Here is a 20808-nt window from a genome sequence, read left to right on the forward strand (position 1 = left end):
TTTGTTGACTACATCTATCCGTTTTTTCGCACAAGAGAGTTGTACTGAACTTTTGCCAGCCCGCCGTAAGAGAACCAGAGTGCGATCCAGTTTATTGCCAGCGTAAAAAATATGATACCAAATACCACTCCGCTATGCAGTTTTGCGAAAAGTGCAAATATTACAAGAAGTTGGTTTAACTGTCCGATGACACCCAGAAACAGTACGATCAGTACTGCCGAGACCAAGACACTCGTACCTAATGAGAGCCATGTGAGATGCTTTCTCTCTCTTTGACTTGGAACCCGTTCATAGTCTCTTACAAACTTGGATACGGCAGCAAGTACACTCACCATGATCGCTGCGATAGATGAGCCTATGCCTGCACTGTCTATCTCTGTAAGTGTCGTAAATACGGCAAGAAGTACAAGAGCAGCAGCATACGTGAATGTATAACGGATCACGTAGGGAAAAACTTTAACATCTTTAGTCATAATGTTCTCCTTTCAAAACTTTTTTAAAGCAAAAGAGAACATTATAACACATAATCAAATATGCCTGTTTTACTCAAACCTCTTTATACATTCATAACTTGCACCGTCGTGGCGTCGTGTGCTTTGCATCAATTCAAAAACCGTCTCTACTGTTCCTACTTCTTTTTCTTTATAAGCTTGAAGCATCTTGTCAAAAGCTGCTATGTCTTTGAGTGATTTTCCCCGCATCAATGTCACATGAGGGATGAACTGTTTTGCCTCGCCGAGTGAGAAAGCGTCATTTAGGGAGGAGACAAGAGAAGCTAGTTCTAGGCTCTCCCCTTTGGCGTAAAGGATCTTGTTTGACCCGAAGTAGTCCAAACCGCTGAGTTTAAAAGGCGCTATGGGTGCAAGAAGCAAAGAGAGCCTTTCGATCAACTCCTCTTCTGTGAACTTGTCTCCAAAAAAAGCTACGGTTACATGCAGGTTCTCACTCGGGATCCAACGCCCGTTGATGAGTCCGGAAAAATCCTCTTGCAGTCTATCGTAGTCGTAAAGTTTGGCTTTCATTGCTAAGAACAGAGGTTTCTTATGAGTCAGTTCTTTAAAGTGCCGATAATCCTCTTGTGAGTGGACAAAAACTACCACATCCATCTCGAGATCTGCTTTTAAAAAGCTCTCCTGTATCATCAAAAACACTTTCTCTTTTTCGAGTCCGCCGACACCGCATCCAAGTAGCGGGATGACAAGCTTCGGATCTTTTATCTGCTCGGTTTCGACTCTCTCCTTGAGTATCTCTATCATCTTGTTTAAAGCAGTCTGTATATGTTCATAAGAGGGCATCGGGCTTATTGAACTGTCGGAGTAGTTCATGACCGCTACATGTAAGGCATACAAAAAGTTAGTCGCAGTGCCCGGACTTGAGAGGACGACATCCCCCTGCTTTAGAGTTCCAGCTTTGTGTTTTAATGCATAAAGTTCCTGCTGATACTCCGACCCGCCGCAATGTTCATAAAACGCTCTGGAGACTCCGCTACCAAGACTCAGCTCGGTATTTGAAGCATTGACGATGAACGTCGCTTTCTCTTGGACGAGATCTCCCTGCTTTACCCTGAACTTCATAGTCCGTCTCTCCTCTAAAAAAAGTTAGATCTCATTATTCTTCCAAGCTTCCGCAGCTTCGACGATATTTGCAAATCCGCTGACCCGTCCGATGATAAAGATCTCATCAAAGACATAGCAGCAGACGTTGCCGTTAGGCTCAAGCATAAAGACGGCGTACTCATCACCCTTCACATCTTTTGAGATCACTCTCATGCCGTCGACCATGTCATTTATCTCGACGATCGCGTCATACTCGACATCAAGCAGTTGTTTGCCGTTACTTGTATATACAGCCATATTTTTACCTTTTTACAATAATTGAAACTATGTTTACATGTAAGAAAGCAAGATGCATTCTCAAAGTGCTACAATTATGCAAATCAAATTTTTGAAGTATGGGTAGAACTCAAATGATAGTATCTTTTAGCGAAGGGTTTTTACTAGGGCTTGGTGCTGCCATCCCTTTAGGTCCCATCAACATCCTCATCATGAATAACGCATTAAAAAGCTACAAGGCGGGAGTCGCTCTCGGTTTTGGAGCTATGAATGCCGACATACTTTATCTGTCTTTGATCTTAGCAGGATTTCTAAAACTTTTTAACAGCCCTGATATCTTGAATATCATAGGGGTTCTGGGAAGCTCTTTCTTACTCTATCTTGCATATGACATCTATAAAAACAGGGCTAAAAAAATAAAACTGCACACTCAGCCTATTCCCATCAAAAACCTCTCTAAGATCTATATTCAGGGAGTGTTGTTAACGCTTCTAAACCCCTACACCATCGTTTTTTGGTTTAGCATCGCAGGATATGCCGCGACTAAGAACCTGAACACGGGTTTTACCATACTCGGCATGATCAGTGCCATCACTCTTTGGACGACTTTAATGCCCTATCTGGTTCACAAGACAAAGCACAAGATATCTCAAAGAGCCGCAACATACCTCAGCATCTTCTCTGCACTCATTCTTTGCGGGTTTGCTCTATCGCTGTTTGTACATGTGATCTTTTAATCCGCGCTAAAAAAACCATATCAAAAAAACACTAAATAAAAATTACTATTAAAGAAAATAAAGAGTATAAATCCCCAAGCAAAGCTTGGAGATAAAAGAGGAAAAAAAGAAGTTTTACGCGTTATATTTTACTTGTTTTTCTAAACTCATAGCACCGTCGAAAAGCGTTTGCTCGTCGTATGCGTTTGCTATAAGCTGTAAGCCTACTGGCATTCCGTTTGCCGCATTTGCAACAGGTACAGAGATCGCCGGAAGACCTGCAAGGTTTACAGAGATAGTGTAGATGTCGCTTAGGTACATCTCTATCGGGCTTTCAAGTTCTCCGAACTTGTTTGCAGTGCTTGGAGCTACCGGTGAAAGGATAAGATCAACATCTTCAAATATCTTCGCATAGTTGTCTTTGATAAGGTGACGTACTTTTTGCGCTTTTACGTAGTAAGCATCGTAGTACCCGGAAGAAAGTACGAAGTTTCCAAGCATGATACGGCGTTTTACCTCATCTCCAAAACCTTCGCTGCGTGTCTGGATGAAAGTGTCTTCAAGGTTCTTGCCCACTTTACGGTTACCGTAACGGATACCGTCGTAACGTGCAAGGTTTGTAGTCGCTTCTGCAGTAGCTGTGATGTAGTAAGCAGAGATGTCGTATTTCGGGTTCATCATCTCTTTTTCTACGATGGTATGACCCGCAGCTTTTAGTGCTTCTATGGTGTCGGCATACGCTTTTTGAACATCGTCGCTTGCGTCTTTTACATACTCAGGAAGTACCGCGATACGAAGTTTTCTCTCAGGGTTCAGTTTGTCGCTGACTTTTTCGCATGCGATATTCGCACTTGTAGAATCTTTTTCATCGTAACCGCAGATGATATCGTAAAGGATCGCCGCATCTTCGACGTTTTGCGTCATCGGTCCGATCTGATCAAGACTAGAAGCGTACGCGCCAAGACCGTAACGGCTGACCCTACCGTAAGTAGGTTTCATCCCTACTATCCCACAAAATGCAGCAGGCTGACGGATAGACCCGCCCGTGTCGCTTCCAAGAGCTGCAATAGCAAGACCTGCAGCTACAGCTGCTGCGCTTCCGCCTGAACTTCCGCCCGGTACGCAGTCACGGTTTTTAGGGTTTAAAGTCTTACCGTAAAAACTGCTCTCAGTCGTAGAACCCATAGCGAACTCGTCCATATTTGTACGTCCAAACGGGCTAAGACCAGCGGAGAGCATCTTTTCGATGACAGTCGCGTTGTACGGAGCGATGTAGCCTTGAAGGATGTTCGAACCTGAAGTCACAGACCACTCTTTTACCTGGATGTTGTCTTTGATGGCGATAGGCACGCCCTCGCCTACATTGTTTACATCTATGTACGCGTTTAACTCTGGATCAGCTTCGATTTTGGCTTTGAGTTCGTCTTTAAATTTGTTTAGTTCGTCTTTACTAAGAGATAATGCTTCTTTTAATGTAATCACCGGTTTTCCTACATGTAAAAATTATTTTTTGTATTATATCGAAAAATGATTTTATTAATCTGATAGCGCCTTAATCGCCACCGCCGCAACTTCCGCCGCAGCTGCTATCTCCAAATCCGTCTGAGATGTTATCTCCGCCGATATCCCCAGAACATCCGCTTGAACATCCTATGTCACTCGCGCAGTATCCGTTTCCATACATCGGCGATGCAGGGTTTTTACAGTCGAGCACGTATGTGTAGCCGTCGGGGATGTTCAGCAAAGCGTCTATGCCAAAGAGCATGGGAAGTCTCTCAGGTGTAGAGGGACTGATGCTTTCATGTTTACACGCAAGCTGCCATGCGCGCTTGATCCCCTCGCCTGCCGATGTAGGGCTTTTCATCACCTCAGTGGGCGTATGGTGCAGGAACTTTCCTAGTGCTTTTGTACAAAACTCTTTATACTGACGGGTGGAGAGGATGAACTCATGCCACGCGACATCCACCACCTGAGAAGGCATAGCCACCATCTTTTGCTTTGCCATATTGCAGATATGGAAGTAGTCTTTTAGCGTGTCAAATACCGTCGTCACTTGCTCCTCGCTCAGATGAGGATAACGGCTTTGAAGCTTTTTTCGTAAAGAGGGATGAAAACGGTACCCCTGCAGGTATTCCAGCCGACTAGTGCGGCTGACTCTTTTGTAGATATAAAACATAAGACCCATAAAAAGGGCAAAATAGATTACTTTTTCCATGAAAAAAGTATAGCGAAATGTATTTATTTTTTTCTTTTATAGTGTTTTGAAACAGGAAATCAAACCTCATTGATTTCCTGTGTCTTGTTATATATCCACATTACCGATAGATGTTGAAATTTCATTAGTTTGAAAAACAACTCGATCCATCGCAGCACACTGATCCAGTACAGTGTGTTGATGTAGGAGTATAAACAGGGCCAAGTTGACTAGTTATTGTTTGAATAAAATTCTTACAGGAATTAGACAACTTTCCTTGTCGATTTTCTAATTCTCTTGTCTTGTCCATTAGCTTCTGAAAATCCAAAGTGATCCCAGCTTCATAACCAGCAAATAATGCTTCATAAATAATGTTCAATGATTCTTCTTTCTCCTGACCTTCACAAGCCATCGCCGGAAAGCTGAATGTGGCAATCAAGAGAACTACGATAAAAACTTTGAACCTTCTGAGTAGATTTGACATGTGTGAATCCTCCTTTATTTAAGTGATTCATTTACTCTTAAAAGAGCTTTTTTGTTTAGCATGTGTCATCCTAAACTACATATCTAGTGCAGAACTATTTATCCTACAAATACTATAACATATATATATTAAACAAAAAAATTTTAAACTTTACAACCAATCCAGACTTAATAATAATATAATAATACAAATACAAAAAAGGGATGAAGTATGGAAGAACAGATATCGCAGAACAGTCCGCTGGTAAAAAAGACGACGGCTGTTTTGTTTATCGTATTTTTTGCCATGTTCATCCACTTCAAGCCTTACGAACACAACGGTGAGGTCATACATGGCGCAGGGCATATGATCTTTGCTCTTTACAATTTTATAATCTACCAGACACTCGGGATAGTACATGAAGGAGGTCACGGCGTATGTTATGTGCTTCCGTGTCCTGAGTTTATCATGGTACTTAACGGCACACTATTTCAGTGGCTGTTTCCCTTTCTCATCGGTTACTATTATAAAAGACGGGGACAGATGCTCGGTTATTATATCGGGCTTTTTTTTCTAGGTATGTCTATGCAGTACACTGCTTGGTACATCAGTACCGCACATGAAGGGCTCTACATGAGTGCAGACAAATCATTTTTAGGAGTAGACGGCTATCATGATTTCAACTATATGCTCTCGGCATTAGGGCTGTTGGAGTATGAGCGCAGCATCACCTTTTTGACAAAAGCAGCATCTTACATACTTATGTTTTACAGTGTCATAGCCATGTATCTTTTTGCATTTCTCTCATCGCCTCTTACAAGTAAAAGCAGACTGTCGCGAAGAGAGCGCCACATACAGCGATCTCGCGAGAATGAAAGAGATAACACTAGCTTAGAAGAGGAGTGAAGACACTTCATACCCCTGCAAGGGAAAAGACTCTCTTTGCAGAGTCGTTTTTCGAGAGTGTGAGACGTATGACGCTCTGCTCATATGCTTCGAGTGAATGGGGAACGTTGGCATCGAAATAGATCATATCGCCGCTTAAAAGTTCTGCACTCTCCTCTAAAGAATCGATGCGGACTCTGCCCGCTAAAACCATGATGGTTATCGCACCGGGAGCCGTGTGTTCGCGCATCGTGTTGCCCTCTGCCATGCAGATGCGGATCTCTTTGGAAAAAGGGGTCTCGAACATCTTATCGATCTGCACTTTTTCGCCGAAACGGGTATCTTTCAAGAATCTCATAGTATCCATATAAAGCCTTTTTTTGATTGGCAGTATAGAGGATTATTGAGTATTAAAGATTGATACTGATCAAGTTTTTACAGATAGTTACTCGAGCTCACTACGTTTGCGCTGCAGACGTTCAACAGTATGTACAAAGGTGTTCAAAGGCAATCCATACTGCTCTACCTTTGTTTTCGCTGCTTCAAAACTCGATTCACTCATGATCTCTCTGACGTTTATGCATGTCCGAACCACATCAAGCGCTTTGATGTAGTGAAGGTACTCTTTAGCCTCATCAGCATCCATATTGTCAAGATAACGTACGGTATTTACAAAGATATCATTGAAATTCCAGTGTTCAAAGAGCATTGCCGCTATCTCGGCAGAAGTAAAGTCGGTAAAAAAGCGTTCAGTCTGCGTAATCCCCTCTTGTGCGATCATCTCCGAGAACTGTGCTACATATTCGCTCTCGGCCACCTCTTTTGCGATAATGATCTTACCCATCTCCATTAAAAAAGCGATGGGAATGAGGTCTCTGGACATCTCTACATCGATGCTCATATACCACTGAAACATCAAAGCACTCTGCAGTGAACTGACCTCTTGAAACTCGGCATTATTAAGACCGTAGGGGGACATGTCGAAACTGAAACTCTGGTCGATCAGTGACTTTAGTACAAACCCGCGTATCTGCGCGGAACCAAAAAGGATAACGGCCTGCGTTACCGATACGATGTTTCTCCTCATACCATAGTAAGGTGCGTTGACGCGTGCCAAAATATCCGCCGTAAGTACGGGGTCTTTCTCGATGATCTTTGAAAGCACACGCATGTCCGGTTCACCCTCAGCATACAACTTTTCAATTTCCAAAACCGATTCGGGAAGAGGAGGCAGTGACTCTATAAGGTTGACTATGGTCTCAAACTCCAATCTACGCTCCTTGGCACCCTTTTATATTGCAGTAATTGTATCAAAATTTGATGGCGGATGTTTAGTAAATAAACGGTATCAAACGATAGCGTACCTGCTTTGCATAATCTTTATACCCCGACAGTTCTTCCTGAAGAGTCCGGTCTTCTAAAGCGGTTCTGATCACTGTAATGATGAGCGCCGCCATGGCAGGGATGAGTATCCATACCGAGCTAAAGGCCAACACCATGCCCGGAAGTGCCAGCAGATTTCCGGCATAGCCGGGATGGCGCACGAAGCGATAAGGGCCGCTGTCACAGACCGTATGTCCCCTATCCTTTTGGATATACACCGTAGTGGAGAAAAAGCGGTTCTCTATGAAAGCCCAGGTGGCAAATGCGTACCCAAGTGCGATGAGAACAAGACCGAGAATGTTAAACCATGTCGAAAACAGAGGTGTCCACTCATAGCGGTGGTCGAGTCCCGCGACGATAACAAGGGGGAATGAGAAACTCACTGCCATCAGTGGAGCCAGCACCTTATCCCACGGCTTCGCATTCTGCAGTTTTTCAAAGTTGACCCGTTCTGCCAGCAGACCCGGATGCCGCCATTCCGTCAATATGCGCCCACCGATGCCGGATACTAGTATCAAGAAAGTATATATCCACGCCTGCCACCACCAAAGATCCCCTCCGCACACCAAGAGCAAAAGAGGGATGAAAAGATAGACCAAAATCATACGAATCCACTGAAAAGGAGTCATTGTCTGAACACTCTGTTGATCGTTTGTCTGTGATGCCATAGCCTTCCTCCCGATACTATTTACGAATATTATATATCAAACAGCTTGCATATTACTAAACGGGAGTCCATCCGCTGATATCATCGGGAACACCAAGGTCGCTCGGGTCAAGAGGGTCACCCATCTCGGGATGCATGACCGTAAATGAGCTGTCGTTGGCAACTCCCTCTATGGCATCTACTAGAGTATCGTAACGTCCCAAGTCATGTTCATCATAGTAAGGATGGTAACTGCCATCGACATGTTTAACAATATAAAAAGTCCCTACAACTGTATTGAAATAGAGTATTTTTGTCATCACATCCCTTTTGGTGTAAATTACCGCTTCACTATTTATCTAACGAATATTATATATCAAATAATTTCTAATTTGTTCACTTTATAAAAAGTGGATCTTTAACACTTGGATGTAGTTTCTAGTGTATTTTTTTTATTTTTGATACCCATTTTATACCTAAATAACCATCTTTTATATATTCATTTACTTTATCTGAAACTTCCATTTTTCCATATGTTGAAGTGGGTACTTCCCTTTCTTCGCACCCTGAATAAGTTACATAATATAAATGACCACGTCCTGACTTATTATATGCACTACCTACTCTTTTGCTTTCAACAAATCCTTCAACTATTTTAGGTTTAGATTTATCAAAGTACATATTAATTTCTTTTAAACTGACTGCTACTGTTAAAGACAAACCAACTACTCCTAGCAGTGTATTTACCATAAGTTCTGATAGTGAATATGTACTTTTAGAAGAAAAAATAAAAATGATATATGGAATGATTACAATCAATGTAATTGTCAAAGACAACATCACAAATTTATACTTATTTATTAGAAACGGAAGATCAACTATATTTACCAACCCTGCTTCGGATAATAATTGAAGCATTCCATTCATAAAAAGAGCAATAGTTATAGCAAAGACAATATGATGTAACTTATTAGAATCATTCAAATCCTTAGTTGTATTTTTCCTTTTTAAAACATAAATAATATATATTATAAGGAGTGTGACAATGACCCCTATTCTTGTGATTGGCATATATATGATAAATAGTATCCTGAAAAAATCTCTAAAGAATTCTAGTGGAAAAACAAATCCGAAAATTAAACATACAATTAAAAATGTAAAAAATAATCTTACGCCTAAATCCCTATTGTACATTTACAATACCTTATATTGTTATATTTAAAATCGTCGTAGTAAGGGTGGTAACTGCTATCAACCGCTTACATACAAAGATAAAAGTGGATTTTCAACCCCTGGGGTGTATTTTGCTTTTTTGCCTTGTTTTACAAGAGCTACACCAATAGCCGACTTCTGTGAATTGCGAAAAGAAGCCAATCTTAGCGAAAGGGCTAGATATAAGGAGGACGAAAGTATCAAGAGTGTGATGAATAGATATATGATTGTTTCCTTGCTTAGACTGCTAACCTTTAAAATGAGCAATCAAAAAGCCGCTCGCGGGTTTTTGATTGACTCGACTGATTTGTTGGGTTATTTCGCTAACTTCCTGATTTCTTCCTCATTAGAAGGAGTTGCATCAGTAATTGCCACAAGATGAGGTGTAATAGTTACATCTTTTTCCCATAGCTTTGCCTTAACCGAAGCCAATGCTTGTAGAGCAGATTGTATGGCTGTTTGATCTATTTCTGAAGTCATAGGAATCAGATTAGTTACACCTTCAGAATCAATACCAATAATATCAACTGAGATTCCACCAGATAAGTTACCTTGATTAGCTTCTATTCCAAGGGAAAGAATACTTCCAAGATTAAGGTTTGCTTTGTTGGTTTTCACCTCTGCTTTTATACGTAAGCCAACACCTATTCGCCCATTCCCAAGAAATTTTCCCGTACTATCAAGTACTTCTTCGACTCTATATTTCATATAGTCCATTACAACACTATATTCACCTGTTTCTCCTGATATACTGGCTGTCAAATAGCTTACATTACCAGATCTGTCGAGTTTTTTGACAGATACTTGAGATGATTGAATTGGCAACAAACTTCTTTTTTCTTTTTTATCAGAGATTGATGCCCAATACACTTCTTTTTCAGTATTAGTTGAAGAGTCGTATTTTTTAACTTTTGACACAGGGAGCGGATCAATTGTTCGATAACCTTGATAGGAAGATTCATTAATGCCTTCTGGTATCACGGCCTTTGTTTGCATTGAAGCACAACCTGTTAACAGTATTATGCTCAATGTTAACATACTTTTTTTCATGATTTTCATCGTAGCTCCTTTAATTAATTGTGTGTACGCAACCTAACGTATAAAATGAGCAATAAAAAAGCTACTCACTAATTTTTGATTGGCTACTAACTATTTATTCAAAAACCATTATATATTAAACAACTTGAATAAAGCTAAATATATGAACACATAAAATGTTTATTTTAATGAGAAAAATGGAGAAGTTAAGGAGAGAATAAAACTCATTTCGACTGGTTTTGCTAAACGGGAGTCCATCCGCTGATATCATCGGGAACACCCAGGTCACTTGGGTCAAGCGGGTCACCCATCTCGGGATGCATTACCGTAAATGAGCTGTCATTAGCAACTCCCTCTATGGCATCTACCAGAGTATCGTAACGTCCCAAGTCATGTTCATCATAGTAAGGATGGTAACTGCCATGGATATCTTTTACAATGTAAAAAGTCCCTACTACCGTATTAAAATAGAGTAATTTTGTCATTTTAGTCCTATTTCCTTAAAAGTGGAGATTCAACCTCAGGGGTGTATTTTTAATGGATTGCTAATAGTTTTGATTTTTTCAATCATTTCTTTCCCTTTCAGGCTGATTTTAAGATATAACGTTTGAATTCACCGACAGTTTTCCTGTTCGGTGCTAGGATTTGTTAAGAGTCATTTTCAACATGTTTTTGAATTAAATCTTTAACAAACTCAGGTATACTCTTATGTGATTGTTTAGCATTGCTTTTTAAAAGTTCATATTTTGCAATTTCATCTTCTTCCCAAATTAAATCAACTCGTCTTACTTGTTTCATTGCAATATGCTCATAGTCTTCAGGATAAGCCCAATAGCATGATAAACATACTTTTTCATTTTTTTCATTTTTCCAATTTTCACAGTTCTCACATGACCATGATTTGGCACGATTTGCAGAGGCAGATAAAAGCATAAATTCTTCAGATTCAAATTTTCCATTTCCATCGCCAAAGACTTCAAAAGGTATTCTATGATCAATTTGTAGATTTTTCTCTTCTGTAGTTTCTAAGTAAATAAAACATTTACATCCATATTTTGCAATTAGTTCTTCTTTTATTTTTTTTGATAGAGCTGTTCTACCAGATAATTTTGAAAAACGAGCTTCTTCAAAATTTCCAAATTTATAAGCTGCAATTTTTTTACCATTTCTATCATCAACTTTATAAGTTTCTATTGGAATACCCTGTTCTCTTACATCTCTTACTGCTCTAGGTGGATGGTCATATCCATACTTAATCTTTAAATCTTCAGTTGTTATAAATCCATGCTTTAATATATGGTCGATTACTGTTTTTGCACGTTTAGCCGTTATTGATTTTAATAAATCTAAAAATTCTTTAGGATAATCAGGCATACTTTTTCTCTGCTGTAATTAAAGTGTTTTGGTTTGAATAAGTGATTCTTTCTTGTAAAGCAGGTGATAAATATAATGATTCATAAGTTATATCTTGTTTTCCAAGTAGCGTTGCTTGAGAAGAGCGACCAGCATTAACTTCTAAGTGTTTTAAATTTAAATGCTTAGGCATGGGTTCTCCGTATTTTTTATCTCCTAGTCTTCCATCATAACTGATTATAAAAGAAATGTTTTTATTATTTAGCTCTTCTAGAAAGTTTATGAACTCATTATGATCTATACCTGAATAATATCTTGAATCTCTATTCGAACAAACGCCTTGATACGGTGGATCCATATATACTAAATCTTTTTCAGTCACATCATTAATTAATAATTTATAATCTTCAGATTTAAACTGTACCTTACCTTTTAGTAAAGATGAAACACCTTTAATATTTTTATTCATTCTATCAGGCATAGCTCCTTTTCGTCTTTTATCAGGACTTTGATTAAATTCCCCATTTTTGTTATATCTTACTGCTCCTTTTGCACATCTTGCCATGAGATATAAAAATAATGAACTGTCTTTGGATTTATTAAATTTTTCTCTTATTTCGAAGTAATGTTCAACACTATTTAGATGTTGTTCATTCCAAATTTTTTCATAGTTACTTGAAATTTTATCTGGATGTTCTACAATCAGTTCTAATAAATCTAATAGAGGTTTATTTAGGTCATTAATAATAAATTTTTTTGCATATCTATAATGTGCAGCGGCTACACTAATTGCTGCTGAACCTGCAAATGGCTCAATCAATGTTTCAATATCTGATGGAAAATACTGAAGGATTTGTGAAGCCAAATTTCTTTTACTTCCTTGATACTGTATCGGATGTGGTAATTTCATAAGGTTCTCCTTCTAATTAGTTTGTATTATATCAATTATTCGTATAGGACATGGTTAATATTACAAATTGTCATATTATTATGACTTTTAACGTTTAAAATGAGCAGTCAAAAAGCCGCATGCGGTTTTTTGACTGCTCTCTACTAATTTGTTAAACATTGGCAGTTTTTTTCCAAATATAAGTATCCGTGTTAATTTTATTATTTTTATTTGAATGACCTGCCCAACGCCCAAGCATATTTGCCGAATTAACTATTTTTAGTTGAAATGCGCCATGGTAGCCAAGCGGATCTTTTTTGTCCCAGTAGTTACCTGTTAAATATGAATTTTTGCTTTTGGCGAAAAAGCAATAAGTACGACTATTCGCTTTGTACTCACAAAAGATATAATTGCTAAATTGATAGATATTTGCTGTTTGTTTTCTACCTATCGGATTAATAAAATCTTGACTATCTGTTTCCCAATAAACATCCCAACTACCAGAAAGAGAAGGAGGTAAGTTTCTAAAAATTGCCCTGCTGACTGGATTAATGTAACTCAGCCACTTAACTAAAATTGGGGCAAGATTTAAATCCAAAATTAGTTTAACTACAATTCCTACCACAAAAATCAGAACCCCACTAACTAGGGACATAAAGTTAAATTCCATATTTCTCCATACTTCTTATGTCTAACGTTTAAGCTGTGGGGTGCGACGTAAGAAGCGTCCCACACGAGCACCTTGGTTAGGCGCTTATAGTTCACTAACTGCTTGTTCTGGTTTAATATTATTTCCAGCTGCATCAGTTAATGGATAAATATTTTTACATGGTTTGCAGTAATAACCCCAACCTGCATGATATTTATTATAAGCACCTATAGGTATTTTGCAGTTTGGGCAATGTGGGTTTTTATCTTTATCCCAATAAATGCCATACTTAAGTTGAAATTCGCTTTTCTTTCGAGTAACCCAAAACAAAGCCAAAAATATAATATTGAGAGCTAATGATGCTAACAACACAGAAATGAGTAATGATTTTGATAAACTGGCTTCTAAGGCAGGTAAAATAGCAGGGCCTACTTTAAATGAGACCCAGATAAGAATTACACTAACAGACAGCGCTAAACCTTCTGCCGCTCTAGCTATTAGTGCTTCTTTTACTTTTTCTCCGAAACTCATAAGTATCCCTTTAGTTTTTTATTAACGCCTAACTATTTATTTAACGAACATTATATATCAAACAACTTGAACAAAGCTAAATAGATAAACAAAAAAAATGAGAAATTAGAGTGAAAAAAGAAATTAATGAAGAAGCAAAGCTTAGTGCTTTGCTTTTTTGCCTTGTTTTACAAGAGCTATGCCTATGCCTATGATGACGAAGATGACGCCTATAGTCTCTATGATGAAGCTCATAGAAACCGGTTGAGTAAAGTCAAGCATTTACTTTACTACCTTTGCACAACGCTCACATACACACTCTTCGTTTGCCGCTTGGAACTTCCAGCATCTTGGACATTTTGCTCTTGTCGCTTTTACGACTACGAACTCATCGCCATCTACCGTAAAGTGACCAAGCTCTTCATCTGCAACGTCGTTGTTGTTTACGCTTGAAACGACGAACCAGTCTTCAGCTTCTGTCGCGTTCATAGAAAGAAGGATGTTTGAACCAGTAGAGATCTCGACCTCTAGTGTGCTTTTTATCTTCTTCTCTTTTTTAAGCGCATCGACGATCTCGAAGAATGCGTCTCTTGCTTTTAGCATATATGCTTCGTTGAACTCAGAAGCTTCTACATGTAAAGGTGCGTACTCAAGGTCGAAAATGTCCTCTGCGTCGCCTTTTATGACAGCAGGAGCGTTTTCTAAGATCTCATCAGCCGTATATGTTAGTATCGGCGCGATGATAGTCAGAAGCGATTTAGCGATGATAGCTAACGCACTCTGAGATGAACGTCTGTGCATATCGTCTTTTGCATCACAGTAGAGTCTGTCTTTTGTGATGTCGATGTAGATACCGCTCAGGTCGTTTACGACAAAGTTGTTCAGCAGGCTCATCGCTTGGACGAAGTTGTACTCGTTGAAGTTCTTCATCACGTCTGCGAATACTTTACTTGCTTTTGCCAGTACCCATCTGTCTAGAACGCCCATATCTTTTACATCTACAAGCGTCTCTAAGTCGTTGATGTTTGCAAGCATAATACGGAATGTATTACGAAGCTTACGGTAGTTCTCCGCTATCTGTTTTAAGATGTCGTCAGAGATTTTGAGGTCCCCTTGGTAGTCGCTTGATGCGACCCATAGTCTAAGGATCTCAGAACCGAACTCTTTGAGTACTTTATCAGGTGCTACGACGTTGCCTTTAGACTTACTCATCTTCTCACCTTTGGCATCGACCGTGAAACCGTGAGTAAGAACTGTCTTATAAGGCGCTTTGTGTTGTACAGCCGCACTTAGAAAAAGTGAAGACTGGAACCATCCGCGGTGCTGATCGCTACCCTCAAGGTAGATATCTGCAGGGTATTCGCCCGCGTCGTAGTTGCGAGATTTTAGTACCGCGTTCCAAGTCGAACCGCTGTCAAACCAAACATCCAGGATGTCTGTGACTTTTTCAAGCTCTTCAGGTTTGTAGCCGCTTCCCGGGTAAAGAAGTTCAGCGATATCCATAGAGTACCAAACGTCACTTCCCTGCATCTCAAATATCATCGCAACGAAGTTCAGTACTTTCTCATCCAGCAGTACTTCGCCGGTAGCTTTCACTCTGAAAAACGCGATAGGCACACCCCAGTCACGCTGACGAGAGATACACCAGTCTGGACGGTTCGCTACCATAGAGTTTAGACGGTTACGTCCTGTCTCAGGGTAAAAAGCTGTCTTTGCCACTTCATCTGAAGCGATCTGGCGTAGAGTCTTGCTCTCACCTTTTGGAGTCTCATCCACAGAGATGAACCACTGCTTAGTCGCTCTATAGATAAGCGGAGTATGGCTTCTCCAACAGTGCGGGTACGAGTGCACAAAACGGCTTACATGTAAGACGCTTTCCCCTAGTAGCTCGATGATAGCTTCGTTTGATTTGAAGATATGCTTGCCTACGAACTCTTCTGCGTTAGGCATCAGTTTCAGTCCTACTACAGTCTCGTCGTAACATCCGGTCTCATCGACAGGCATGATGACTTCAAGGTCATACTTTAGACCTACACGGTAGTCATCCTCACCGTGACCCGGTGCAGTGTGAACCGCTCCAGTACCATTGTCCATAAGAACGTGCTCGCCAAGGACGAGTTGAGAGTCTCTGCCGTTTAGCGGGTTGACAGCTTTCAGGTTTTCAAACACGGTCGCATCGAAAGTCTGAGCTATCTCGCCTTTTAGTATGCCTGCTTTTACTAGTGCATCGTGCAGTTTTTCCGCCACGATGTAACCGTCAGTCGTGAGAGCATACTTCTCTTCAGGGTTTAGTGAGATACCCGTGTTTGAAGGGATGGTCCAAGGAGTCGTCGTCCAGATAACGAACGCTGCCTTGCCGTTGATGCCCACTTTTGCTTTTGCGTCGTCGCTTAACTCGAATGCGATGTAGATAGAGTAGTCCTCTTTGTCTTGGTACTCTACTTCAGCTTCTGCAAGTGCAGTTCTCTCAGCCCAGCTCCAAAAAACAGGTTTTGAACGCTCGATGAGAAGACCTTTGTTCGCTACTTCACATAGAGTTCTGTAGATGTTTGCCTCGAACTTATAATCCATAGTCACGTATGGATTTTCCCAGTCTGCAATGATACCCATCTGTTTAAATTCACCGCGTTGGATGTCAACAAATTTTGCAGCGTGGTCACGACAAAGTTTTCTGATCTCAGAAGTCTCTAAAAGCTCTTTTTTCTGCTTACCGCCGAGTTTTTTCTCTACTTGCTGCTCGATCGGCAGACCATGACAGTCCCAGCCCGGAGTCAAACGCACCGATTTTCCTGCAAAATAGTTCTGTTTTACGATAATGTCTTTTAATATTTTATTGAGTGCGTGACCGATATGGATGTTTCCGTTTGCATACGGAGGACCATCGTGCAGCGTAAAAGACTCTCTGTCTTTACGTTTGTTTTTCATCTTTGTGTACACATCTTTTGCGTACCAAGATTCATACCTCTTAGGCTCGTTTTGTGGGAGATTACCACGCATCGGAAATTCTGTTGTAGGTAAAAGAAGGGTATCTTTATAGTCCATTTAGACCTCATTATCAATATTTTAAAATTGTTGGATTATACCTTTTATGTGTTTAAAACATACTGATATGGTATAATCCATCATCTAGATATCAAGGTTTTCTCAATGAAGTTCAATGTTTTGTTTGTCGGTAGTAAATTTTCAAATAACACTTATCTAAAAGATTACATACTCAGGGAGATAAATAAAAAGATATCTCATATAGACTCTATGACCTTTTATCTTGAAAATGACAACTCTCTGTTTTTACACTTAGAACGTGAACTTTCCGTTGATACAAAACTACTCATCATCACGACAAAACAAAACTTCAGCGTCGTCGGTAAGCTTTTATGTACCGTGACTGCGGACAACCAGATACTTAAAGAGAACATGCTGCTTCCTTCACAGTGTACTGTCTTTGAGGACCAGACCTATCTTTTAAACTACAATAACAGCGTTATCAACGTCTTACATGTAGACGAACTTACAGAGTTTCCAAGACTGCTTTTAGAGGATGAGAACTCAAGTGCGACCATACACCTTTTCGGTGAGGACAAAGAGAGTGCAAAAGCGCTTATCTCCCCGATCGCGCAGACAAATGAGGTCAAGATCGATATTACTGACATCGTAGAGGGCTGGCTGCGCATAGATGTGACAAGCAGAAAGTACGGAAACATCACGCAGTTCATCTCCTCTACCAAACAGCTTCTCAGCACTAAGATCATCGCGGCATCCAACATCCCCGCATACATCATAGAGAAGATGCACTATGCACAGAGAAAACTCACATTTTCCGAAAGCTGTACGGGAGGGCTTTTAGCCTATATGTTCACAAAAGAGAGCGGAGCTTCAAATATGTTCGACGGTTCTTTAGTGACCTACTCCAATGCATTAAAAGAGAACTGGCTTGCAGTCGAGCACGCTACGCTTGAAAAACATGGAGCGGTAAGCGAGCAGGTAGTAAGAGAGATGAGCGACGGGGCACTCAACGTCAGCTATGCCAACTATGCTGTCGCCATAAGCGGTGTAGCAGGTCCAACAGGCGGTACGGAAGAGAAACCTGTAGGGACTGTATACATTAGTGTAAGAAGCAGAGATAACGAGCAGACACAGAAACTCTCTCTTTACGGTGACAGAAGATATATACAAGAACAGAGCGCTTTATATGCTATTAAAATGCTCTTAGAAATCGATAAAAAACTTTTTTTTACAAATTAGCCAAAAACTCTTGACAAAAAAATGCATTTTACATATAATTTCGCCCTCACAAGCATGGTGAGAACAACATGTCTCGTTAGCTCAGCTGGTAGAGCACGTCACTTTTAATGATGTGGCCGATGGTTCGAATCCATCACGGGACACCATTTATATTTTTAGGTTGCAGCGGTAGTTCAGCTGGTTAGAATACCTGCCTGTCACGCAGGGGGTCGCGGGTTCGAATCCCGTCCGCTGCGCCATCTAAAAACTTGAGTGGGCGTTTAGCTCAGTTGGTAGAGCGCTACCCTTACAAGGTAGATGTCACAAGTTCGAGTCTTGTAATGCCCACCATTATTTATAAGCCTTTTGTTTATGAAAGTGACCCTTTCGTCTAGTGGCCAAGGACACTATCACTTCATGGTAGGAACAGAGGTTCAAATCCTTTAGGGGTCGCCATTACATGGTGTTTATATTCTCTTTTTTAAGAGGGCGTTTAGCTCAGTTGGTAGAGCGCTACCCTTACAAGGTAGATGTCACAAGTTCGAGTCTTGTAATGCCCACCATCATTTATAGGTTGCAGCGGTAGTTCAGCTGGTTAGAATACCTGCCTGTCACGCAGGGGGTCGCGGGTTCGAATCCCGTCCGCTGCGCCACCTTTAATTTCTTCACAACATCAATTTCAAACAATCAAAATACAATTTTTTTACGGCTTTTTCTTAAAAATATCGCCTATATCTACAGGAAACGGAAATACAAGCGTATTTGTCTTGTCATTTGAGATATCGCTCATCGTTTGAAGATAACGAAGCTGTATACCAAGGTCGTTCTGGCTTAGTTTCTGCGCTGCTGCGAGTATGTTCTCACTGGCTTCAAGCTCACCTTTTGAGTTTATGACTTTAGAACGGCGTTCACGCTCCGCTTCTGCCTGTTTTGCTATCGCGCGTATCATACTTTCATCCAGATCTATATGCTTGATCTCGACGTTTGATATCTTGATCCCCCATGCATCTGTACGCTTGTCGAGTATCTCCTGAATATCGGAGTTCAAACGCTCACGCTCTGCAAGCATCTCATCGAGCTCATGTCCGCCTAGAACCGAACGCAGAGTAGTCTGTGCCAGCTGGCTTGTCGCATCGTGAAAGTCCTCCACTTGGATGATCGCTTTTTCAGGATCGATGACGCGAAAATAGACCACGGCGTTTACATGTACGGACACATTGTCATGCGAGATGACGTCTTGGGTCGGGACATCAAGTACTATGGTACGAAGATCGACTTTGACCATCTGCTGGATAACAGGGATAAGTATGATCAGTCCCGGACCCTTGATACCCGTAAAACGGCCGAGCGTAAAGACGACCCCGCGTTGATATTCCCGTAAGACACGCACGGACATCATTAAAAACGCGACGACAAATATAACTATGTAGACTCCGGTGATCGGTATATTGATAAACATCACTTACTCCTGTATTGATTTTACTTTCAATGTAAGGCCGTGAAGTCCTATGACTTGGACCTCCTGTCCTTCATGAAGTTTTTCTTGGCTGAGGGCATTCCATATCTCACCGTGACACATGACATGATAACCGTCATCATATATGTCCATGACCTCTCCAATCGAGCCGACCATCTCTTCGGCACCGCTTACTATTTTTGCTTCCCTTGAAGTTATAAACAGTTTCATCACCATAATGAAAAATGCAAGACTTACCAGACTAAAAGCTATGACCAGAGGGATTGAGACACTGTTGCCAAGCGTATCTGCGTCAAAGAGCAGGAATGAACCGAAGGCAAAAGCGATGACACCGCCGATGCCAAGTACTCCAAATCCCGCTACAAAGACCTCTATAATCATAAAACTGATACCTAAGATGATAAGCAGCAGTCCCGCATAATTAAACGGGATCATATTGAGAGCATAGAGTGCAACGATACCGCAGATCACTCCGATGACTCCCGGAAGCACGGCACCCGGATTCATCAGCTCAAAGAAGATACCGTACACGGCTATAAGCAGGAGGATATATGCGATATTTGGATTTGTGATCATATATAAGAACTTCGTCTTCCAATCAGGTTCATAACGAAGTATGATCGCACCTTTTGTATCTAAGACGACTTTGTTGTTTGAGACTTTTACGACTCTGCCGTTAAGCTTGCCAAGCAGATCATGAACATCTTCGGCGACGATATCTATGACACCGATACGAAGAGCCTCTTTAGCTGAGATGCTTTTTGCATTTAGGACTGCATCAAGCGCCCACGATACGTTTCTGTCACTCAGTTCTGCGAGACTTTTTATGTACGCAGTGGCATCGTTTATCGCTTTTCTCTCAGGTGTTGAGAGCACCTCTTTCGTGCCTGAAGGTGTCGGAAGCATACTAATAGGCGTGGCTGCCCCGATATTTGTTCCCGGAGCCATAGCAGCAACATTAGACGCATACATAAGGTAAGTTCCCGCACTCGCTGCGCGTGCACCTTTTGGATATACGTACATGATGACGGGGATATGGCTGTTCGTGATATCTTGGATCATCTCCCGCATAGAGGTCGAGAGTCCTCCGGGAGTGTCAAGCTTGACAAGTATCATCTGCGCGTCTTCTTTGACGGCTTTTTCTATGCCGCCTTTAAGGTATTCGCTGCTGGCAGGACCGATCGCTCCTTTTACCTCCAGCTCTACGACAATAGAAGAGGCAGCAAAAAGCGGTGATAATGTAAGGAATAATAGTAAAAGTAATCTTTTCATAACTATGCACCTTCCAATCAGGTATTGAGTAGCATATCATAGAAACAATAACAATTACTTATACTATC

The 20808-nt window shown here is 40.8% G+C and carries 23 protein-coding genes and 6 tRNA genes; 9 read left to right on the plus strand and 20 right to left on the minus strand.

The genetic code is table 11. The annotated features are described in order from the left end of the window. Positions 1-14: 14 nt before the first annotated feature. The 3 genes from WCX87_RS07300 to WCX87_RS07310 all read right to left on the minus strand — a co-directional run bounded on the left by WCX87_RS07300 (position 15) and on the right by WCX87_RS07310 (position 1853). Positions 15-473, minus strand: coding sequence for an ABZJ_00895 family protein (locus tag WCX87_RS07300; RefSeq protein ID WP_345978869.1), 459 nt, complete (start codon positions 471-473; stop codon positions 15-17). A gap of 69 nt (positions 474-542) precedes the next feature. After that, positions 543-1574 (minus strand): RNA 2',3'-cyclic phosphodiesterase, encoded by a 1032-nt coding sequence (gene thpR / locus WCX87_RS07305; protein WP_345978871.1) that lies wholly within the window; start codon positions 1572-1574, stop codon positions 543-545. Between the two features lie 24 nt (positions 1575-1598). After that, positions 1599-1853 (minus strand): hypothetical protein, encoded by a 255-nt coding sequence (locus WCX87_RS07310; protein WP_345978873.1) that lies wholly within the window; start codon positions 1851-1853, stop codon positions 1599-1601. Positions 1854-1966: 113 nt separating this feature from the next. Here WCX87_RS07310 and WCX87_RS07315 point away from each other — a divergent pair, with 113 nt between their 5' ends. Further along, positions 1967-2569 (plus strand): LysE family translocator, encoded by a 603-nt coding sequence (locus WCX87_RS07315; protein WP_345978875.1) that lies wholly within the window; start codon positions 1967-1969, stop codon positions 2567-2569. A 114-nt stretch (positions 2570-2683) separates the two neighbouring features. Here WCX87_RS07315 and gatA read toward each other — a convergent pair whose 3' ends face one another. The 3 genes from gatA to WCX87_RS07330 all read right to left on the minus strand — a co-directional run bounded on the left by gatA (position 2684) and on the right by WCX87_RS07330 (position 5226). Continuing rightward, positions 2684-4030, minus strand: coding sequence for an Asp-tRNA(Asn)/Glu-tRNA(Gln) amidotransferase subunit GatA (gene gatA, locus WCX87_RS07320; protein ID WP_345978876.1), 1347 nt, complete (start codon positions 4028-4030; stop codon positions 2684-2686). A 70-nt stretch (positions 4031-4100) separates the two neighbouring features. Continuing rightward, positions 4101-4763 (minus strand): hypothetical protein, encoded by a 663-nt coding sequence (locus tag WCX87_RS07325; RefSeq protein ID WP_345978878.1) that lies wholly within the window; start codon positions 4761-4763, stop codon positions 4101-4103. Between the two features lie 124 nt (positions 4764-4887). Continuing rightward, positions 4888-5226, minus strand: a complete 339-nt coding sequence (locus WCX87_RS07330) for a hypothetical protein (RefSeq protein WP_345978879.1) — start codon at positions 5224-5226, stop codon at positions 4888-4890. 210 nt (positions 5227-5436) lie between these two features. On the opposite strand from WCX87_RS07330, the gene WCX87_RS07335 reads away from it, so the two are divergent. Beyond that, complete coding sequence (locus WCX87_RS07335; protein WP_345978881.1) at positions 5437-6111, plus strand: hypothetical protein; 675 nt, start codon at positions 5437-5439, stop codon at positions 6109-6111. A gap of 7 nt (positions 6112-6118) precedes the next feature. Here WCX87_RS07335 and WCX87_RS07340 read toward each other — a convergent pair whose 3' ends face one another. The 12 genes from WCX87_RS07340 to ileS all read right to left on the minus strand — a co-directional run bounded on the left by WCX87_RS07340 (position 6119) and on the right by ileS (position 16812). Next, on the minus strand, positions 6119-6457 hold the full coding sequence (locus WCX87_RS07340) for a cupin domain-containing protein (RefSeq protein WP_345978882.1): 339 nt from the start codon (positions 6455-6457) through the stop codon (positions 6119-6121). Positions 6458-6535: 78 nt separating this feature from the next. Further along, entirely contained in the window at positions 6536-7360 is an 825-nt protein-coding gene (locus tag WCX87_RS07345; RefSeq protein ID WP_345978884.1) for an HDOD domain-containing protein, read from the minus strand. 61 nt (positions 7361-7421) lie between these two features. Next, entirely contained in the window at positions 7422-8141 is a 720-nt protein-coding gene (locus tag WCX87_RS07350; protein ID WP_345978886.1) for an isoprenylcysteine carboxylmethyltransferase family protein, read from the minus strand. Positions 8142-8196: 55 nt separating this feature from the next. After that, entirely contained in the window at positions 8197-8439 is a 243-nt protein-coding gene (locus tag WCX87_RS07355) for a hypothetical protein (protein WP_345978887.1), read from the minus strand. Between the two features lie 118 nt (positions 8440-8557). Beyond that, on the minus strand, positions 8558-9313 hold the full coding sequence (locus WCX87_RS07360) for a hypothetical protein (RefSeq protein ID WP_345978889.1): 756 nt from the start codon (positions 9311-9313) through the stop codon (positions 8558-8560). A 333-nt stretch (positions 9314-9646) separates the two neighbouring features. Beyond that, entirely contained in the window at positions 9647-10390 is a 744-nt protein-coding gene (locus WCX87_RS07365; RefSeq protein WP_345978890.1) for a hypothetical protein, read from the minus strand. A gap of 221 nt (positions 10391-10611) precedes the next feature. Then, positions 10612-10854 carry a hypothetical protein gene (locus WCX87_RS07370; protein ID WP_345978892.1) on the minus strand — a complete coding sequence of 81 codons (243 nt, stop codon included), beginning with the start codon at positions 10852-10854 and terminating at the stop codon, positions 10612-10614. 163 nt (positions 10855-11017) lie between these two features. After that, the gene (locus WCX87_RS07375; RefSeq protein ID WP_345978894.1) at positions 11018-11743 is read right to left on the minus strand and encodes a hypothetical protein; all 726 of its coding nucleotides are present in this window, start codon (positions 11741-11743) and stop codon (positions 11018-11020) included. Next, on the minus strand, positions 11736-12632 hold the full coding sequence (locus WCX87_RS07380) for a DNA adenine methylase (RefSeq protein ID WP_345978895.1): 897 nt from the start codon (positions 12630-12632) through the stop codon (positions 11736-11738). The genes WCX87_RS07375 and WCX87_RS07380 overlap by 8 nt, the downstream gene beginning before the upstream one ends. A 151-nt stretch (positions 12633-12783) precedes the next feature. Further along, positions 12784-13281 carry a hypothetical protein gene (locus WCX87_RS07385; RefSeq protein WP_345978896.1) on the minus strand — a complete coding sequence of 166 codons (498 nt, stop codon included), beginning with the start codon at positions 13279-13281 and terminating at the stop codon, positions 12784-12786. 84 nt (positions 13282-13365) lie between these two features. After that, on the minus strand, positions 13366-13791 hold the full coding sequence (locus tag WCX87_RS07390) for a hypothetical protein (protein ID WP_345978898.1): 426 nt from the start codon (positions 13789-13791) through the stop codon (positions 13366-13368). A 261-nt stretch (positions 13792-14052) separates the two neighbouring features. Then, positions 14053-16812 (minus strand): isoleucine--tRNA ligase, encoded by a 2760-nt coding sequence (ileS, locus tag WCX87_RS07395; RefSeq protein WP_345978899.1) that lies wholly within the window; start codon positions 16810-16812, stop codon positions 14053-14055. Positions 16813-16917: 105 nt separating this feature from the next. Between ileS and WCX87_RS07400 the strand changes: the two genes are divergently transcribed. The 7 genes from WCX87_RS07400 (at position 16918) to WCX87_RS07430 (ending at position 18644) form a co-directional block, all read left to right on the plus strand. Continuing rightward, a complete protein-coding gene (locus WCX87_RS07400) occupies positions 16918-18012 on the plus strand; it encodes a CinA family protein (protein ID WP_345978901.1) in 1095 nt (364 codons plus the stop codon). A 70-nt stretch (positions 18013-18082) separates the two neighbouring features. Then, positions 18083-18158, plus strand: a tRNA-Lys gene (locus WCX87_RS07405). A 16-nt stretch (positions 18159-18174) separates the two neighbouring features. Beyond that, positions 18175-18251 (plus strand) — tRNA-Asp (locus WCX87_RS07410). Positions 18252-18266: 15 nt separating this feature from the next. Then, positions 18267-18342 (plus strand) — tRNA-Val (locus tag WCX87_RS07415). Between the two features lie 29 nt (positions 18343-18371). Further along, positions 18372-18447 (plus strand) — tRNA-Glu (locus tag WCX87_RS07420). A gap of 31 nt (positions 18448-18478) precedes the next feature. After that, positions 18479-18554 (plus strand) — tRNA-Val (locus tag WCX87_RS07425). 13 nt (positions 18555-18567) lie between these two features. After that, positions 18568-18644: transfer RNA gene (locus tag WCX87_RS07430), tRNA-Asp, on the plus strand. A gap of 50 nt (positions 18645-18694) precedes the next feature. Here the strand turns inward: WCX87_RS07430 and WCX87_RS07435 are convergent. Both WCX87_RS07435 and WCX87_RS07440 read right to left on the minus strand, forming a co-directional pair. Continuing rightward, positions 18695-19450, minus strand: coding sequence for a slipin family protein (locus tag WCX87_RS07435; protein WP_345978903.1), 756 nt, complete (start codon positions 19448-19450; stop codon positions 18695-18697). Between the two features lie 3 nt (positions 19451-19453). After that, complete coding sequence (locus tag WCX87_RS07440; protein WP_345978905.1) at positions 19454-20740, minus strand: nodulation protein NfeD; 1287 nt, start codon at positions 20738-20740, stop codon at positions 19454-19456. Between the last annotated feature and the right edge of the window lie 68 nt (positions 20741-20808).

Source organism: Sulfurimonas sp. HSL3-2 (assembly GCF_039645965.1).
GTDB classification, from domain to species: Bacteria; Campylobacterota; Campylobacteria; order Campylobacterales; family Sulfurimonadaceae; genus Hydrocurvibacter; species Hydrocurvibacter mobilis.

Coding starts and splice junctions, on each gene's coding strand:
- WCX87_RS07300 (WP_345978869.1), bottom strand. CDS start 473: ATGACTAAAGATGTTAAAGTTTTTCCCTACGTGATCCGTTATACATTC.
- thpR (WP_345978871.1), bottom strand. CDS start 1,574: ATGAAGTTCAGGGTAAAGCAGGGAGATCTCGTCCAAGAGAAAGCGACG.
- WCX87_RS07310 (WP_345978873.1), bottom strand. CDS start 1,853: ATGGCTGTATATACAAGTAACGGCAAACAACTGCTTGATGTCGAGTAT.
- WCX87_RS07315 (WP_345978875.1), top strand. CDS start 1,967: ATGATAGTATCTTTTAGCGAAGGGTTTTTACTAGGGCTTGGTGCTGCC.
- WCX87_RS07325 (WP_345978878.1), bottom strand. CDS start 4,763: ATGGAAAAAGTAATCTATTTTGCCCTTTTTATGGGTCTTATGTTTTAT.
- WCX87_RS07330 (WP_345978879.1), bottom strand. CDS start 5,226: ATGTCAAATCTACTCAGAAGGTTCAAAGTTTTTATCGTAGTTCTCTTG.
- WCX87_RS07335 (WP_345978881.1), top strand. CDS start 5,437: ATGGAAGAACAGATATCGCAGAACAGTCCGCTGGTAAAAAAGACGACG.
- WCX87_RS07340 (WP_345978882.1), bottom strand. CDS start 6,457: ATGGATACTATGAGATTCTTGAAAGATACCCGTTTCGGCGAAAAAGTG.
- WCX87_RS07350 (WP_345978886.1), bottom strand. CDS start 8,141: ATGGCATCACAGACAAACGATCAACAGAGTGTTCAGACAATGACTCCT.
- WCX87_RS07355 (WP_345978887.1), bottom strand. CDS start 8,439: ATGACAAAAATACTCTATTTCAATACAGTTGTAGGGACTTTTTATATT.
- WCX87_RS07360 (WP_345978889.1), bottom strand. CDS start 9,313: ATGTACAATAGGGATTTAGGCGTAAGATTATTTTTTACATTTTTAATT.
- WCX87_RS07365 (WP_345978890.1), bottom strand. CDS start 10,390: ATGAAAATCATGAAAAAAAGTATGTTAACATTGAGCATAATACTGTTA.
- WCX87_RS07370 (WP_345978892.1), bottom strand. CDS start 10,854: ATGACAAAATTACTCTATTTTAATACGGTAGTAGGGACTTTTTACATT.
- WCX87_RS07375 (WP_345978894.1), bottom strand. CDS start 11,743: ATGCCTGATTATCCTAAAGAATTTTTAGATTTATTAAAATCAATAACG.
- WCX87_RS07380 (WP_345978895.1), bottom strand. CDS start 12,632: ATGAAATTACCACATCCGATACAGTATCAAGGAAGTAAAAGAAATTTG.
- WCX87_RS07385 (WP_345978896.1), bottom strand. CDS start 13,281: ATGGAATTTAACTTTATGTCCCTAGTTAGTGGGGTTCTGATTTTTGTG.
- WCX87_RS07390 (WP_345978898.1), bottom strand. CDS start 13,791: ATGAGTTTCGGAGAAAAAGTAAAAGAAGCACTAATAGCTAGAGCGGCA.
- ileS (WP_345978899.1), bottom strand. CDS start 16,812: ATGGACTATAAAGATACCCTTCTTTTACCTACAACAGAATTTCCGATG.
- WCX87_RS07400 (WP_345978901.1), top strand. CDS start 16,918: ATGAAGTTCAATGTTTTGTTTGTCGGTAGTAAATTTTCAAATAACACT.
- WCX87_RS07435 (WP_345978903.1), bottom strand. CDS start 19,450: ATGTTTATCAATATACCGATCACCGGAGTCTACATAGTTATATTTGTC.
- WCX87_RS07440 (WP_345978905.1), bottom strand. CDS start 20,740: ATGAAAAGATTACTTTTACTATTATTCCTTACATTATCACCGCTTTTT.